The 13222-nt window shown below is 35.2% G+C and carries 14 protein-coding genes; 5 read left to right on the top strand and 9 right to left on the bottom strand.

Annotated elements, in window-relative coordinates; translation table 11 throughout:
* Positions 1 to 544: 544 nt before the first annotated feature.
* From EKL95_RS08785 to EKL95_RS08755, 6 genes are all read right to left on the bottom strand, one after another.
* Positions 545 to 829: an addiction module antidote protein gene (locus EKL95_RS08785; protein ID WP_126563982.1), complete on the bottom strand. Its 285-nt coding sequence runs from the start codon at positions 827 to 829 to the stop codon at positions 545 to 547.
* Between the two features lie 3 nt (positions 830 to 832).
* Positions 833 to 1132, bottom strand: coding sequence for a type II toxin-antitoxin system RelE/ParE family toxin (locus EKL95_RS08780; RefSeq protein WP_126563981.1), 300 nt, complete (start codon positions 1130 to 1132; stop codon positions 833 to 835).
* Positions 1133 to 1578: 446 nt separating this feature from the next.
* Positions 1579 to 1914: a hypothetical protein gene (locus EKL95_RS08775; RefSeq protein ID WP_126563980.1), complete on the bottom strand. Its 336-nt coding sequence runs from the start codon at positions 1912 to 1914 to the stop codon at positions 1579 to 1581.
* A 45-nt stretch (positions 1915 to 1959) separates the two neighbouring features.
* A complete protein-coding gene (locus EKL95_RS08770) occupies positions 1960 to 2409 on the bottom strand; it encodes a hypothetical protein (protein ID WP_126563979.1) in 450 nt (149 codons plus the stop codon).
* 77 nt (positions 2410 to 2486) lie between these two features.
* Positions 2487 to 2837 (bottom strand): hypothetical protein, encoded by a 351-nt coding sequence (locus tag EKL95_RS08765; RefSeq protein WP_126563978.1) that lies wholly within the window; start codon positions 2835 to 2837, stop codon positions 2487 to 2489.
* A gap of 640 nt (positions 2838 to 3477) precedes the next feature.
* Positions 3478 to 4101, bottom strand: coding sequence for a hypothetical protein (locus EKL95_RS08755; RefSeq protein ID WP_126563977.1), 624 nt, complete (start codon positions 4099 to 4101; stop codon positions 3478 to 3480).
* A gap of 582 nt (positions 4102 to 4683) precedes the next feature.
* On the opposite strand from EKL95_RS08755, the gene tgt reads away from it, so the two are divergent.
* From tgt to dnaB, 5 genes are all read left to right on the top strand, one after another.
* Positions 4684 to 5814, top strand: coding sequence for a tRNA guanosine(34) transglycosylase Tgt (gene tgt / locus EKL95_RS08750; RefSeq protein ID WP_126460838.1), 1131 nt, complete (start codon positions 4684 to 4686; stop codon positions 5812 to 5814).
* A gap of 66 nt (positions 5815 to 5880) precedes the next feature.
* Positions 5881 to 6969: an LptF/LptG family permease gene (locus EKL95_RS08745; RefSeq protein ID WP_126561768.1), complete on the top strand. Its 1089-nt coding sequence runs from the start codon at positions 5881 to 5883 to the stop codon at positions 6967 to 6969.
* Complete coding sequence (locus EKL95_RS08740; protein ID WP_126563976.1) at positions 6956 to 7885, top strand: DMT family transporter; 930 nt, start codon at positions 6956 to 6958, stop codon at positions 7883 to 7885. The genes EKL95_RS08745 and EKL95_RS08740 overlap by 14 nt, the downstream gene beginning before the upstream one ends.
* Positions 7886 to 7958: 73 nt before the next feature.
* On the top strand, positions 7959 to 8912 hold the full coding sequence (locus EKL95_RS08735) for an acetyl-CoA carboxylase carboxyltransferase subunit alpha (protein ID WP_126455741.1): 954 nt from the start codon (positions 7959 to 7961) through the stop codon (positions 8910 to 8912).
* A 140-nt stretch (positions 8913 to 9052) separates the two neighbouring features.
* The gene (dnaB, locus tag EKL95_RS08730; RefSeq protein WP_126460829.1) at positions 9053 to 10597 is read left to right on the top strand and encodes a replicative DNA helicase; all 1545 of its coding nucleotides are present in this window, start codon (positions 9053 to 9055) and stop codon (positions 10595 to 10597) included.
* 319 nt (positions 10598 to 10916) lie between these two features.
* Here the strand turns inward: dnaB and EKL95_RS08725 are convergent, their stop codons facing one another.
* The 3 genes from EKL95_RS08725 to EKL95_RS08715 form a co-directional block, all read right to left on the bottom strand.
* Positions 10917 to 12008 (bottom strand): alkene reductase, encoded by a 1092-nt coding sequence (locus tag EKL95_RS08725; RefSeq protein WP_126460826.1) that lies wholly within the window; start codon positions 12006 to 12008, stop codon positions 10917 to 10919.
* 33 nt (positions 12009 to 12041) lie between these two features.
* Positions 12042 to 12539: a hypothetical protein gene (locus tag EKL95_RS08720; RefSeq protein WP_126563975.1), complete on the bottom strand. Its 498-nt coding sequence runs from the start codon at positions 12537 to 12539 to the stop codon at positions 12042 to 12044.
* An 86-nt stretch (positions 12540 to 12625) separates the two neighbouring features.
* The gene (locus EKL95_RS08715) at positions 12626 to 13213 is read right to left on the bottom strand and encodes a Crp/Fnr family transcriptional regulator (protein WP_126455733.1); all 588 of its coding nucleotides are present in this window, start codon (positions 13211 to 13213) and stop codon (positions 12626 to 12628) included.
* Positions 13214 to 13222 lie beyond the last annotated feature (9 nt).

Here is a 13222-nt window from a genome sequence, read left to right as displayed (position 1 = left end):
ATACTATAAAAAACCTAATTTTAAATACAATAAATAGCTGTAAATCAAAACAATAAAACCTTAACTTAATGACATTGGGGTAGTGCCATAGCCACTAACGTTCTGGGACTACAGCGGGTTTGGGACTAAATTCATTCCTATTTTCGGATTTGCCACCCGAGCGATAGCGAGCAGCCATAGCCCATAACATCAGTTCTCCTGTACAGTTTAAACCGGAATAGGGTGTTCAGTTTGCCCCGGAATACCCAGCCAAAGTTCAAATTCCTATAAAAGCTAAATTATGGGTAAGGGCAATTATGCTCAATAGTGATGGAAAACACGAGAAAAACCAAGCTGAAACCACGCTACAAAAAAAGAGGCTCGCTTGCCTCTTATAATTCTCTCTAAAATCTTTACGATAACTCCATAGTGTTGACGGACGTACAATCGGTTCGTTCAACCCGGGTTTACCTCATTGAATTTATTTTTGTTGGTATTCAGTGATTATAATTCATTGTTCGCGCTACGCACGCAACGAATCCCTAGCTGTTAGGCGTTCGTTTTTTTATGCGGTTAATGGATTTATATGTATTTGTCCTCCAACTGCCTTCAAAACTTTCATTATCGTTGAAAATCGTGGTTTGGACCCTTTCGACAATGCTTTATACAAACTTGGTCTGCTCATTCCAGTTTCTTCTGCAATTTTGGTCATACCAATTGCTTTTGCAATATGTCCAATTGCGGTAACAATTTCAGCATCATTGCCTTCTTCCAAAACTGTATTTAGATATTCAGCAATCATTTCGTTGCTGTCCAAATAATCTGCAATATCAAATTCTGACGTTTCCATTTTTTATTTTTTTAATTTTTTCCAAATTTCTTTTGCTTTTTCAATGTCTTTTTGTTGAGTAGATTTATCTCCTCCAATAAGTAAAATAATAACTTTCCCATCAATTTCTTTGAAATAAACTCTGTAACCTTTTGCGTAGTTAATTTTCAGTTCTCTAATTCCATCTCCAACAGGTTCGCAATCTCCAAAGTGTTCGTCCTTTTCTAACTTTTGAAGTCGGAACAAAATTTTTGCTTTTGCTCTAAAGTCATTCAGTTTATTAAACCATTTCTCAAATTCCGTCGTCTTTTCAAGAAAGTACATCCTTTAAGTTGTATTCGTTTGGATACAAAATTATAAAAAATAATTTAATCTTGCAAATTCAGTTTTGAACGTTCTGTCTAGGCAAAATGACGCCTAACGTCAGTTCGTCTAAAAACCTCTAAACGAACTCTATTTTATTAGTCATTGAGTAAATATGTGTTATTTAAACTACAATTAAAATTCTTTAAGAGATGAAACTTACATGTGGTTAATGAATGTAAAGAATTAAAAAAGGCAAATAACTCTACAAAAAAAGAGGACACTAAATCCTCTTCGTATTCTCTCTAAAAACTTTCCGGCAACTCCATAGTGTTAACGGACGTACAATCGGTTCCGTTCAACCCGGGTTTACCTCATTGAATTTATTTTTGTTGGTATTCAGTGATTATAATTCATTGTTCGCGCTACGCACGCAACGAATCCCTAGCTGTTAGGCGTTCGTTTTTTTATTTCCCTGAATATCCTAATATTTGATATTCTAAATCGACAACCAAAACTGTTTTAATATCGTTATTATATTTTGTGATTTCGCTCAACATTCCATCACTTAATTTCTGTGCTTCATTTTTAGAAATGTTAGCTTTAACAGTTAATATATCATTCTTTATATCAGCATCGACAATACCATCCATATTTTCGCAAACTTCGATTAACTTTTGGTCGGATTCCGATTTCGACATTACAGAAGTTTCGGGCACGTTTTGTTCAGTTTCGATATCGGTATTGTTTTTGCAGAAAGTTAGTGTAAAAGATACTAACGTTAAAAGAAATAATTTTCTCATTTGGCTTTTTTTATTTGTTAATTTGTTTTTGATAAGTTTAGCTTTTTATTCACCTTTTTTATATTCTTGAATATCTTGCGACATATCACTAAAAGTCGTAATTATTTTTAGCTTTTCACCATTTTCCTCAAAACTTATTTTTTCATCATATTTTGAATTTCTCCATCTTCCTTCAATACTAGCCCAAATAACATCGTTACCGTCAAATTTAACTTTATATTCAAACTTTTGCTTATCAGATTTTCTTAAATATGTAACGAAATACAAATCGTTATTTTTAGTTGCTTTGACAATTTTTATTGGTTGTCCCATTACAGAAGCAATAGTAAATCTTGCAATATCTTCGTAAGTGAAATTTTTTAAAATATTTTCTTCCACTTTTACAGTGTTATTTTTAATTTCTTGATTTTGTTCATATAGAATTTTCTCATTTTCTTCTTTATGTTTGCAATTTACAAAGAGAATAAATACAAAAAAAGTAATAATAAGTTTCATTTATGTTTATATTTAGTTAGTTATTTTTCAAAGTTCTGTCTTAAAAGTTTTAAAGAATCGTTTATAATAATTATATTCTATAATAAATTTAAAAGTTTATCTTCCTTTGCTTTGATTTCTTCGCAAAGTGGTTTTAAATTTACATACTGAGAATCTAAACTTTTAATGTAATCTTCTACAGCATTTTCGTGAATAAAAGAAGTTTTAATTGCTTCACATTGTTCTTCAGAATAATCCAAATCAGAAACTTTTTTTATAGTTTCATAATATAGTCGATGAGTAACTTCTGAATCATTAAATGCTTTTTCTTCCCAAGTATCTGAAATGTCACAATAACATTCATATGATAATACAAAGTCAACAATAAGCTCAAAATTTCTTTGAAATTTTGATATTAATTCTTCTCTTTTTTCTGAATGTTTTTCCATTTTGTTTCTTGTTAAATTTTCACTTTATTATATTATTCGCTTCTACTATTTATTATTTTCAGTTTTATGTTGCGCGAAACTGACGGCTAACGTCAGTCTGTGAAAAAACCTTCGTTTTTTCTGCAATCAGAAAATTGCCATTGATTTTCTCTTTTGAATAAAGAGAATTGAGTAAACTGTCAATTTTTTAAATCCTGTCTTGACCAAATGCAAGATGTCCAATTAAAAGAAGTGCAATTATAGTTGTTAATTTCATTTTTTATTTATTATTACTGTTATTGAGGTGTCGCTCTAAAATTACCGCTAACGTCAGTTCGTCTAAAAACCACTAAACGAACTGTATTTTATTACTCATAGAGTAAATATATGTTATTTAAACTACAATTAAAATTCTTTAAGAGATGAAACTTACATGTGGTTAATGAATGAAAAGAATTAAAAAAGGCAAATAACTCTACAAAAAAAGAGGACACTAAATCCTCTTCGTATTCTCTCTAAAAACTTTCCGGCAACTCCATAGTGTTTACGGACGTACAATCGGTTCCGTTCAACCCGGGTTTACCTCATTGAATTTATTTTTGTTGGTATTCGGTGATTATAATTCATTGTTCGTGCTACGCACGCAACGAATCCCTAGCTGTTAGCGGATGTCTCTTTTTATAAGTTCAATTTCTTTTTGCATTTTATATTCCCAATTTTTTCCGTTTCTCTTTTCTAAATATGGTTTTACAGTTTCTGAATATTTTTCTTGTGCTTGTATTTCAATCAAATCTACGATGCAACCTGTGTTTTTATATTTTATACCATATTTCTTTCTAATACTATCAATTCTATTTTCATTTTTTTGCGTATGCATCGGAAGTTGAAGTCCGCCAGCAAATTTATAAGTGACATTATCGTCTTTTACATCACGTTTTGCCTCTTTTATTAATTCGTTTTCTCGTTTAGTTAATTCACTCTTTGTTGTTAAATATAATTCTGTGAAATTGTAGATTAAGAATAATAGTAGTAAACAATTTAGAGAAAAGAAAACTCTACTAAACTTACTTATATATTTCAAATTTTTGATGTCAATTAAGCTTATTACAGCAGAAAAAAATGCGAAACTTAAAAATATTATTGACAACATTTTCCATTCGAGATATTTCGTACTCCACCAATACTGAAATTTCATTTCAATTGGTGAGAAGTAATCACCAAAAATAAAAACAAGTAATATTACTAATATTAATATTGCATTCAGATAAATGAATCTCTTTTTCATCCACATTTTTTTTGAGATATCCGCTAACTTGTATACAGGCGAAACAAACCTTCGCATATACACCCAAAATTGGGTAGATTGGCGAAAGTTTGTTTCGCTTTACTTATTTTCAAATATACTAAAATTTTCTTACAAATCATCAAAAGGACTTTTTATTTGTTGGATGCTTTTTGAATAGTAATGGGAAAATTTAGTTGCTGTTAAACCAAATCTCGCGTGAGGGATAATAGTGGAAATCCTTTTATGAAGCGCAGCGCAGTAAAAGATTATAACGGATAGCCCGACCTTTTTAGGGCACGCCCAAGTCCATGTGCTAAATGGTATGTGTGTTTTTGAATACTATTATTGTTTAATTATTTCTTAAAAAAAAGGTTGTTTTGGTTGTCATCCCACAGCTTTCGATGCACTTTATTACTTTGCGGGATGGCAAACATTTTTTTGATGTAGGTTTCAAATTAACCTATCTTTGCCAGCCGAACAATCGGTTGAAATAAGTTGCTATGTTCTGCGCTGCGGTAAATGTTTGGTAAAACAGCTTTATTGGCGAATAGCATGTGACCGAAAAAACAATAAAAATACTAGATGAAGTTTGATTTATTAAAAAAAGATCCGCTGTCCAAAGCCAGAGCGGGAAGTATTACTACTGATCACGGGGTGATTGAAACCCCAATTTTTATGCCTGTGGGGACCGTAGCTTCGGTCAAAGGAGTGCATCAACGGGAATTGAAACAAGACATTAACCCGGATATTATTCTGGGAAATACCTACCACCTATACTTGCGACCTCAAACGGAAATCCTAGAGAAAGCCGGAGGTTTGCATAAATTCATGAACTGGGACCGTAATATTTTGACGGATTCTGGTGGCTACCAAGTGTATTCGCTTTCGGCCAATAGAAAAATCAAGGAGGAGGGCGTGAAGTTCAAATCGCACATTGATGGTTCCTATCACTTTTTTACGCCAGAGAATGTGATGGAAATTCAGCGTACCATTGGTGCCGATATTATCATGGCGTTTGATGAATGTACGCCGTATCCCTGTGATTACAACTATGCAAAACGCTCGATGAAAATGACACACCGCTGGCTGGATCGTTGCATCAATCATTTAGACACGCAGCCTGTAAAATACGGTTACGATCAGGCTTTTTTCCCAATTGTTCAAGGAAGCTGTTATAAGGATTTGCGTCAGCAATCAGCGGAATATATTGCAAATTCTAATCAAGTAGGAAACGCCATTGGTGGACTCTCCGTAGGGGAACCTGCCGAGGAAATGTATGCCATGACCGAAATAGTTTGCGAAATTTTACCGGAAGACAAACCGCGTTACCTGATGGGCGTAGGAACTCCTATAAATATTCTGGAGAATATTGCCCTTGGAATTGACATGTTTGACTGTGTGATGCCTACCCGAAACGCCAGAAATGGAATGTTATTTACAGCGAATGGCACCATCAATATCAAAAACAAAAAGTGGGAAGCTGATTTTTCGCCCGTTGACGAAATGGGAATCACCTTTGTAGATACAGAATATACGAAAGCGTATTTGCGTCACCTTTTTGCTGCCAATGAATACTTGGGGAAACAAATTGCCACGATACACAATCTTGGTTTTTATATGTGGTTGGTTCGGGAGGCCAGAAAACATATCTTAGCGGGCGATTTTAGACCTTGGAAAGAAATGATGGTGAAAAACATGAACCAGAGACTTTAAAAATGTTTAATCGGTTAATCGTTAATTCGGTTAAACGATTAAACAAATAACCGATTAAACTTTACTATGCTTACAATAATAGACAAATACATCCTAAAAAGATATTTAACCACATTTGTGGTGATGCTGTTGTTGTTTATCCCCATAGGAATCGTTGTTGATGTATCTGAGAAGATCAACAAAATGCTGGAAAACAAGGTTCCGTTTTTAGAGATTGCACTTTATTACTACAACTTTACGGTTTATTTTGCGAATTCTCTTTTTCCGATATTTTTGTTTTTATCGGTGATTTGGTTTACCTCAAAACTGGCAAATGATACTGAGATTATTGCTATTTTAAGCTCCGGAATTTCATTTACGCGTTTCTTAAGACCGTATATTATTGGTGCTTCCATAGTTTCTGTTTTTGTTTTACTAATGGGATTTTTTGTTGTTCCCGCTGCCAGCGAAGGCTTTAATAACTTTAGGTATACGTATTTAAAAGGAGGCGGAAAAGAGGCCATGCGCGGGGATAATACGGATGTGTATCGCCAAATTAGTGATGATGAATTTATCTATGTAAACAGTTTTAATACGGAGTCTAAAATAGCTTTTAATTTTTCACTGGAAAAATTTAAAAACGAAAAACTCGTTCATAAAATCACGGCCAGCAGGATCAAATGGAATCCAAAGGACAGTACCTACACCCTGTATGATTATACAAAAAGAACGGTGGGCGAACTGAATGATAAAATTGAAAAACTACCCCAGAAAGAGGCTATTTTCACATTCGATTTAGAGGATTTAACTCCAGTGGTGTATATTGCAGAAACCCTGAATTTAGGAAAATTGAATGCCTTTATTGCCAAAGAAAAAGAACGCGGTTCCTCTAATATCAACATCTATTTAGTGGTTTTGTACAAAAAATACAGTGTCCCGATATCCGCATTTATCCTGACCATTATTGCAGTTGCAGTCTCATCGATGAAACGAAGAGGCGGAATGGGAACGAATCTGGCCATAGGAATTGCGCTGGCTTTTGCCTTTGTATTCTTTGATAAAATCTTTGGTGTTCTTGCAGAAAAATCCAGTTTCCCTCCCCTATTAGCGGTTTGGTTGCCCAATATTGCTTTTGGAATTTTAGCCATCTACCTATTACGAAATGCAAAACGATAATTTAAAAAGTTACTTAAATCTCCATTTGATTGTTTTTATTTGGGGTTTTACCGCCATTTTAGGCGCTCTAATCACTATAACGGCAGATGCCTTGGTGTGGTACCGCATGTTTTTTGCCGGTATCTTTTTAGCTATTTTTCTGGTGTATAAGAAAAAATCGTTTCGGATTCCGCTAAAATCATTTTTTAAATTAATTTTTGTCGGATTATTGATTGCTTTGCATTGGATTTTATTTTTCAAAGCGATCCACGTTTCTAATGTGTCTATTACGTTATCCGTTTTTTCATTGGGTGCTTTTTTTGCATCGCTGCTGGAGCCACTTTTTTATGGTCGAAAAGTACTGTGGTACGAAGTCTTTTTTGGTCTGATCATAATTGCAGGGCTGGGACTGATTATGAAGGTCGAAATCAATTACCTGGACGGAATGTTATACGCCTTAGCATCCATTATATTAGGTGTTTTATTTACGCTGATGAACGGAAAACTCATTGCGGATCACGATCCTTCGGTTATCTCGTTTTATGAATTCCTGGCGGGTGTTGGTTTCATATCGATTTACTTTGTGTTCGAACAAAAATTCACGGCCGATTTCTTTGTATTAACGGCTAATAATTGGATCCTGATATTGATTCTGGCATCCGTTTGTACCGCCTATGCCTTTACTGCTTCAGTAAAAATAATGCAAAAACTAACGCCATATACCGTAATGCTGACTACGAATTTAGAACCGGTTTACGGCATTGTTTTGGCCTATTTTATCCTTGGCGGAAAAGAGAAAATGAGTTTTGAATTTTACATTGGTGCACTAATAATTGTAATCACCGTAATCCTAAACGGGGTGATTAAACACTATCAAAAAAATAAAATTAAAAAAGAATCTCCCGCTTTAGAGAAGCAAACTTTTACACATAAATAGAATATTTACCTTTTCGAACGATTTAAAATTTTATATTTGCGGTTCGAAATAAAAACAAAAACGCAAAAATCCTATGGAATATTTAGATTTTGAGCTTCCAATAAAAGAACTAGAAGAACAGTTAGATAAATGTCTTATTATTGGTCAGGAATCAGATGTTGATGTAACGAATACTTGCAAACAAATCAACAAAAAACTAGAAGAGACCAAAAGAAAAATCTATAAAAATTTGACTGCCTGGCAACGTGTCCAATTATCCAGACATCCAAGCCGCCCGTATACAATGGACCACGTGCGTGCCTTGTGTGGCGATACGTTTCTGGAACTTTTTGGCGACAGAGGTTTTAAAGATGATAAAGCCATGATTGGTGGTTTAGGAAAAATTGACGGGCAATCCTTTATGATTGTGGGTCAGCAAAAAGGATTCAACACTAAGACGCGACAGTTCCGTAATTTTGGAATGGCCAATCCGGAAGGATATAGAAAAGCGTTGCGATTGATGAAGATGGCAGAGAAATTTGGGATTCCTGTTTTGACGTTGATCGACACTCCAGGGGCTTACCCGGGATTAGAAGCCGAGGAACGCGGACAAGGAGAAGCCATTGCCAGAAACATATTTGAAATGATTGGTCTTAAAGTGCCAATTATTACTGTTATCGTAGGAGAAGGTGCCTCTGGTGGCGCATTAGGAATAGGAGTTGGTGACAAGGTATACATGATGGAAAACACCTGGTATTCCGTCATTTCTCCAGAATCATGTTCTTCTATTTTATGGAAAAGCTGGGAATATAAAGAACAAGCTGCCGAAGCACTGAAGCTGACTTCAGCTGACATGAAAAAACAAAAATTAGTAGATGATATTATTCCTGAACCACTAGGCGGTGCACATTATGACAGAGCAACTGCTTTCAAAACGGTAGAGCAATATATCATGAAAGGTTTCAACGAATTGAAAGACTTATCAACAGCAGAATTAGTGGCTCAAAGAATGGATAAATACTGCAAAATGGGAGAATATAAAGAGTAAAATCTTACGAATTACTATTTAATCCGAAGCCTTGCCGTTTCGGATTTTTTTTTGGTTATAAACAAAAAATAGTTAGTTATGAACAATTATTTGTAACAACTCAACGACTATGTTTTTTTAATTTTAGTTACTTTCGCTTCATGGAAAACTTCAGAAATATTAATCCTGTCAAGGTTGATAAAACGACTATTATAAGCCTTGAAAAAGGAAAATTACAACCACAGGTGCTCGATTTAGAAGAGGCTGTGCTTGGTGCCATGATGATTGACAAAAAAGGGGTTGATGATGTTATTGACATTTTACAACCTGATGCTTTTTATAAAGAAGCACACAAACATATTTTTGAGGCTATTGTTCAATTGTTTACAGAAACACAGCCTATTGATTTATTAACCGTTTCTGCCCAACTGAAGAAAAATGCAAAATTAGATTTAGCAGGCGGTGATTTTTACTTAATTCAGCTTACGCAAAAGATATCCTCTTCGGCACACATTGAATTTCACTCCAGAATCATTCTTCAAAAGTTTATTCAACGCAGTTTGATTCGGATTTCTACTGAAATCATTGAAGACTCTTACGATGAATCAGCGGATGTTTTTGATTTATTAGACAGAGCTGAATCTAAATTATATGAAATAACACAAGGAAACATCAAACGAAGTTCAGAGACAGCTCAAAGTTTAGTGCTACAGGCAAAAAAACGAATTGAAGAAATTGCCGGTCAAGAAGGATTGAGCGGTGTTGCCACTGGTTTTGATAAGTTAGATAAGATTACTTCCGGTTGGCAGCCCAGCGATTTAATTATTATTGCGGCACGACCTGCAATGGGAAAAACTGCATTTGTATTATCCATGGCCAGAAATATGGCTATTGATTACGGAATACCAGTGGCCTTATTTTCTCTGGAGATGGCATCAGTACAGTTAATTACCCGGCTAATTTCCTCTGAAACAGGTTTGTCATCAGAGAAATTGCGTACCGGAAAACTAGAAAAACACGAATGGGAACAGTTGAGTACCAAAGTTAAAAACTTAGAAAAAGCACCTCTCTTTATTGATGATACGCCTTCCTTATCGATTTTTGATTTACGGGCTAAAGCCAGGCGATTGGTTTCGCAACATGGGATCCGAATTATCATTGTGGATTACTTGCAATTGATGACGGCTGGCGGAAACGGAAAAGGAGGCGGAAACAGAGAGCAGGAAATTTCTAGCATTTCCCGAAACTTGAAAGCATTAGCCAAGGAATTGAACGTTCCTGTTATTGCACTTTCTCAATTATCTCGAGCGGTAGAAACCCGTGGATCCAGCAAGAGACCGTTATTGTCTGATTTACGGGAATCAGGAGCGATTGAGCAAGATGCGGATATTGTGTCTTTTTTATACCGTCCTGAATACTACAAAATAGACGAATGGGATGATGAAGAAGCCTCACCAACAGCCGGTCAGGCAGAAATAATGATTGCCAAACACCGTAATGGTAGTATAGAAAACGTTCGGTTGAAGTTTATTGGACATCTGGGAAAATTTGATAACCTGGAAGATTACAGTGGCGGATATGATGACTTACCATCCAGTATGAATCAGGATGACAACCCTTTCATTACTAAAAACCTGCCCTCTGCCAATGATGCTTTTGGAAGCAATTTGAATGATCCGGATGATGACAGCGATGTTCCTTTTTAGCAAACAAGCCTCATCAGCATGCGCACTACCCGTTTTTCTTTACAAAAAAAAGTAAGCATAAAATACAGTTTATAAAAATAGAAAGCCCGCTATTGCGGGCTTTCTTGTGAATTATAATTGAACCTCAAAATAAAGACAATGGTATTTTGACACTATTCTTGTTTAATTTATTTATTTGCTTGTACGCAATCGTACCAAACAAAAAACCGACACAGATTCCACAGATTTTCAATAAAAAAATGTCTAATTTGTAAAAATATATGAAATGTGTGTCAAAAAATATTTCTTACGTAGAACTACAGACAAGCATACTTCTTTATTAAACCATGGCCGGGTAATCAGTATATCCTTTCACAGTATCCGTGTAAAACGTGCTTTGATCTGGTTTACTTAATGGAGCATCAGTCTCAAAACGAGCCACTAAATCCGGATTTGCAATAAAGGGAACTCCATAAGCAACAAGATCTGCATACCCATCTTCAAGCACTTTGATTCCCATTTCTTTTGTAAACCCTTTATTGATGATTAATGTTCCTTTGTAAAACGGTCTGAAATGCTTAGCTACTTCAGTAACAGCAAAAGGTACATCATCAACCGGCGTAAAAGGCTCCGTCAAATGCACATACGCTAAACCATAGTCATTCAAACGGTTTACAATATATTCATAAGTAGGAATTGTCTGTTCATCTAACATCATTCCCTGCGTATTATGCAGGGTAGGATTCAATCGAACGCCCACTTTAGAATAATCAATAACACCGGCTAAAGCATCTAGAATTTCAAAAAGGATTCGGGTTTTATTTTCTATTGAACCACCATATTCATCGGTACGATTATTGGAATAACCATTAAAAAACTGTTGTAGTAAATAGCCGTTGGCAGCGTGCAATTCGACACCATCAAAACCCGCCTCAATAGCATTTTTAGCTCCATTTTTAAAATCTAAAACGGTTTGTTTTATGTCTTCAATAGTCATTTCTTTTGGAACAACAGTGTCTACAAAACCGTCTTTTGTGTAAGCTTTTGCATACGGATTCAAAGCGGATGGCGCATGTGGTAATTCGCCATTATGCAAATCCGGATGCGACAACCGTCCCGTGTGCCACAATTGTGCAAATATAGTTCCTCCTTTTTCGTGAACTGCTTTTGTAACCAGTTTCCAACCTTCGGTTTGTGCTGCACTGTAAATTCCGGGCACATTGATAAAACCCACTGCTTTTGTACTCACAAAAGTTCCCTCGGAAACAATTAAACCTGCTGTAGCTCTTTGTGTATAATATTCTGCCGTAAGTGCAGTAGGAACATTACCTTCATTATTAGAACGGCTTCTGGTCATTGGAGCCATCACCATTCGATTTTTTAAAGTACTGCTTCCTAATGTATAGGGTTGAAATAAAATTGATTTACTCATTTGATTTTTGTTAAAAATTAGTGTTTTATTAAATTAAATACTGGCTTTCAAACCAATACTTGTAAATAGAGTTAAAATAGTGTTTAAGGTTTCTTGCTCATTTCCTTTCAAAAGAAGGAAATCGTTAGAATCATACGCTGATTCGTTACTCAGAACAACTTTAGAAAAAGGAAACAAATGCTGTAATTTATCCAGTGTACTTTCGGAATTAATCACCTCCATTTCGTTTCCCAAAATAAGTACGATTTTACCCGTTGCCACTTTTTTGATTTTTTCAATAAGAGTAACATTTGTTGCCACATCATTTGAAAGTATAATAATATCTGCCTCCCAACTTGCATTGGTTGGACAAATCATCATTTCTACATTTGCCTTCGGATTCTCTGAAATAATTTCGGTATACACCTCCAAAAGTGTAGCGGCTTTTTGATCAAACAGCAAAACGGGATTGGTTTTGGCAATTTGCTTTGCTAAAACAATACTATTGGTTACTGAAACTCCTAGGACTGCAAATGTGGTTCTATTTGACATCGACTTATATTTACAGGACAAATTTAAGGCTGTATTGCAAAAGTTTTCGTTGATGTAAAACAAGAAATTCTATTGATCTATGTCAATTAAAATGAACTTCGATTGTTAATTTGTTTGCGAACCCGACTCAATGTTTCCGGTTTCAGACCAAGGTAAGAGGCGATCATGTGTTGGGGTACACGTTGAACAATTCCGGGATAAGCAATTCCTAAATTGGTGTATTTTTCTTCGGCGGTTTCTGTTAAAGTCGAATTTATTCTGGCTTGATTGGCGATGTAGGCATTTTGCAAAAGCAAGCGTTGGTATCTTTCAAACATGGGGACTTTATCCATTAAAGCTTCTCTTGCCGATGTTGTCAGCAAAAGCAGTTCAGAATCCTCCAAGGCTTCAATCGTATAAATAGAGGAACTATTTGTTAGAAAACTGGACAAATCTGCGATCCACCAGCCTTCAATTGCAAATTGTACGATGTGTTCATTTCCTTTTTCATCGATGGAAAAAGAGCGCAGTATTCCTTTTTCAATAAAGGCATTGTAGACACAAATGTCTCCTTCTTGCAACAGGATTTGTTTTTTGCGTAATCTTTTAGGGATAAAAAAAGTTTTACACAACTCCATTTCTTCCTGAGTCAGTATCACTTTTTCCTGAATGCTTTTGAATAATTGTTGAAACATGGTTGCAAG

The organism is Flavobacterium sp. LB2P53 (genome assembly GCF_003970305.1).
In the GTDB taxonomy this organism is placed as follows: Bacteria; Bacteroidota; Bacteroidia; order Flavobacteriales; family Flavobacteriaceae; genus Flavobacterium.
Note: the sequence above shows the minus strand (reverse complement) of the source record. Positions and strands in the feature narration are given on the sequence as shown.

What these genes read in the sequence shown, in the direction of transcription:
- tgt (WP_126460838.1), top strand. Translation starts at nt 4,684, where the DNA reads ATGAAGTTTGATTTATTAAAAAAAGATCCGCTGTCCAAAGCCAGAGCG.
- EKL95_RS08775 (WP_126563980.1), bottom strand. Translation starts at nt 1,914, where the DNA reads ATGAGAAAATTATTTCTTTTAACGTTAGTATCTTTTACACTAACTTTC.
- EKL95_RS08785 (WP_126563982.1), bottom strand. Translation starts at nt 829, where the DNA reads ATGGAAACGTCAGAATTTGATATTGCAGATTATTTGGACAGCAACGAA.
- EKL95_RS08740 (WP_126563976.1), top strand. Translation starts at nt 6,956, where the DNA reads ATGCAAAACGATAATTTAAAAAGTTACTTAAATCTCCATTTGATTGTT.
- EKL95_RS08780 (WP_126563981.1), bottom strand. Translation starts at nt 1,132, where the DNA reads ATGTACTTTCTTGAAAAGACGACGGAATTTGAGAAATGGTTTAATAAA.
- EKL95_RS08725 (WP_126460826.1), bottom strand. Translation starts at nt 12,008, where the DNA reads ATGAGTAAATCAATTTTATTTCAACCCTATACATTAGGAAGCAGTACT.
- dnaB (WP_126460829.1), top strand. Translation starts at nt 9,053, where the DNA reads ATGGAAAACTTCAGAAATATTAATCCTGTCAAGGTTGATAAAACGACT.
- EKL95_RS08745 (WP_126561768.1), top strand. Translation starts at nt 5,881, where the DNA reads ATGCTTACAATAATAGACAAATACATCCTAAAAAGATATTTAACCACA.
- EKL95_RS08720 (WP_126563975.1), bottom strand. Translation starts at nt 12,539, where the DNA reads ATGTCAAATAGAACCACATTTGCAGTCCTAGGAGTTTCAGTAACCAAT.
- EKL95_RS08735 (WP_126455741.1), top strand. Translation starts at nt 7,959, where the DNA reads ATGGAATATTTAGATTTTGAGCTTCCAATAAAAGAACTAGAAGAACAG.
- EKL95_RS08770 (WP_126563979.1), bottom strand. Translation starts at nt 2,409, where the DNA reads ATGAAACTTATTATTACTTTTTTTGTATTTATTCTCTTTGTAAATTGC.
- EKL95_RS08715 (WP_126455733.1), bottom strand. Translation starts at nt 13,213, where the DNA reads ATGTTTCAACAATTATTCAAAAGCATTCAGGAAAAAGTGATACTGACT.
- EKL95_RS08755 (WP_126563977.1), bottom strand. Translation starts at nt 4,101, where the DNA reads ATGAAAAAGAGATTCATTTATCTGAATGCAATATTAATATTAGTAATA.
- EKL95_RS08765 (WP_126563978.1), bottom strand. Translation starts at nt 2,837, where the DNA reads ATGGAAAAACATTCAGAAAAAAGAGAAGAATTAATATCAAAATTTCAA.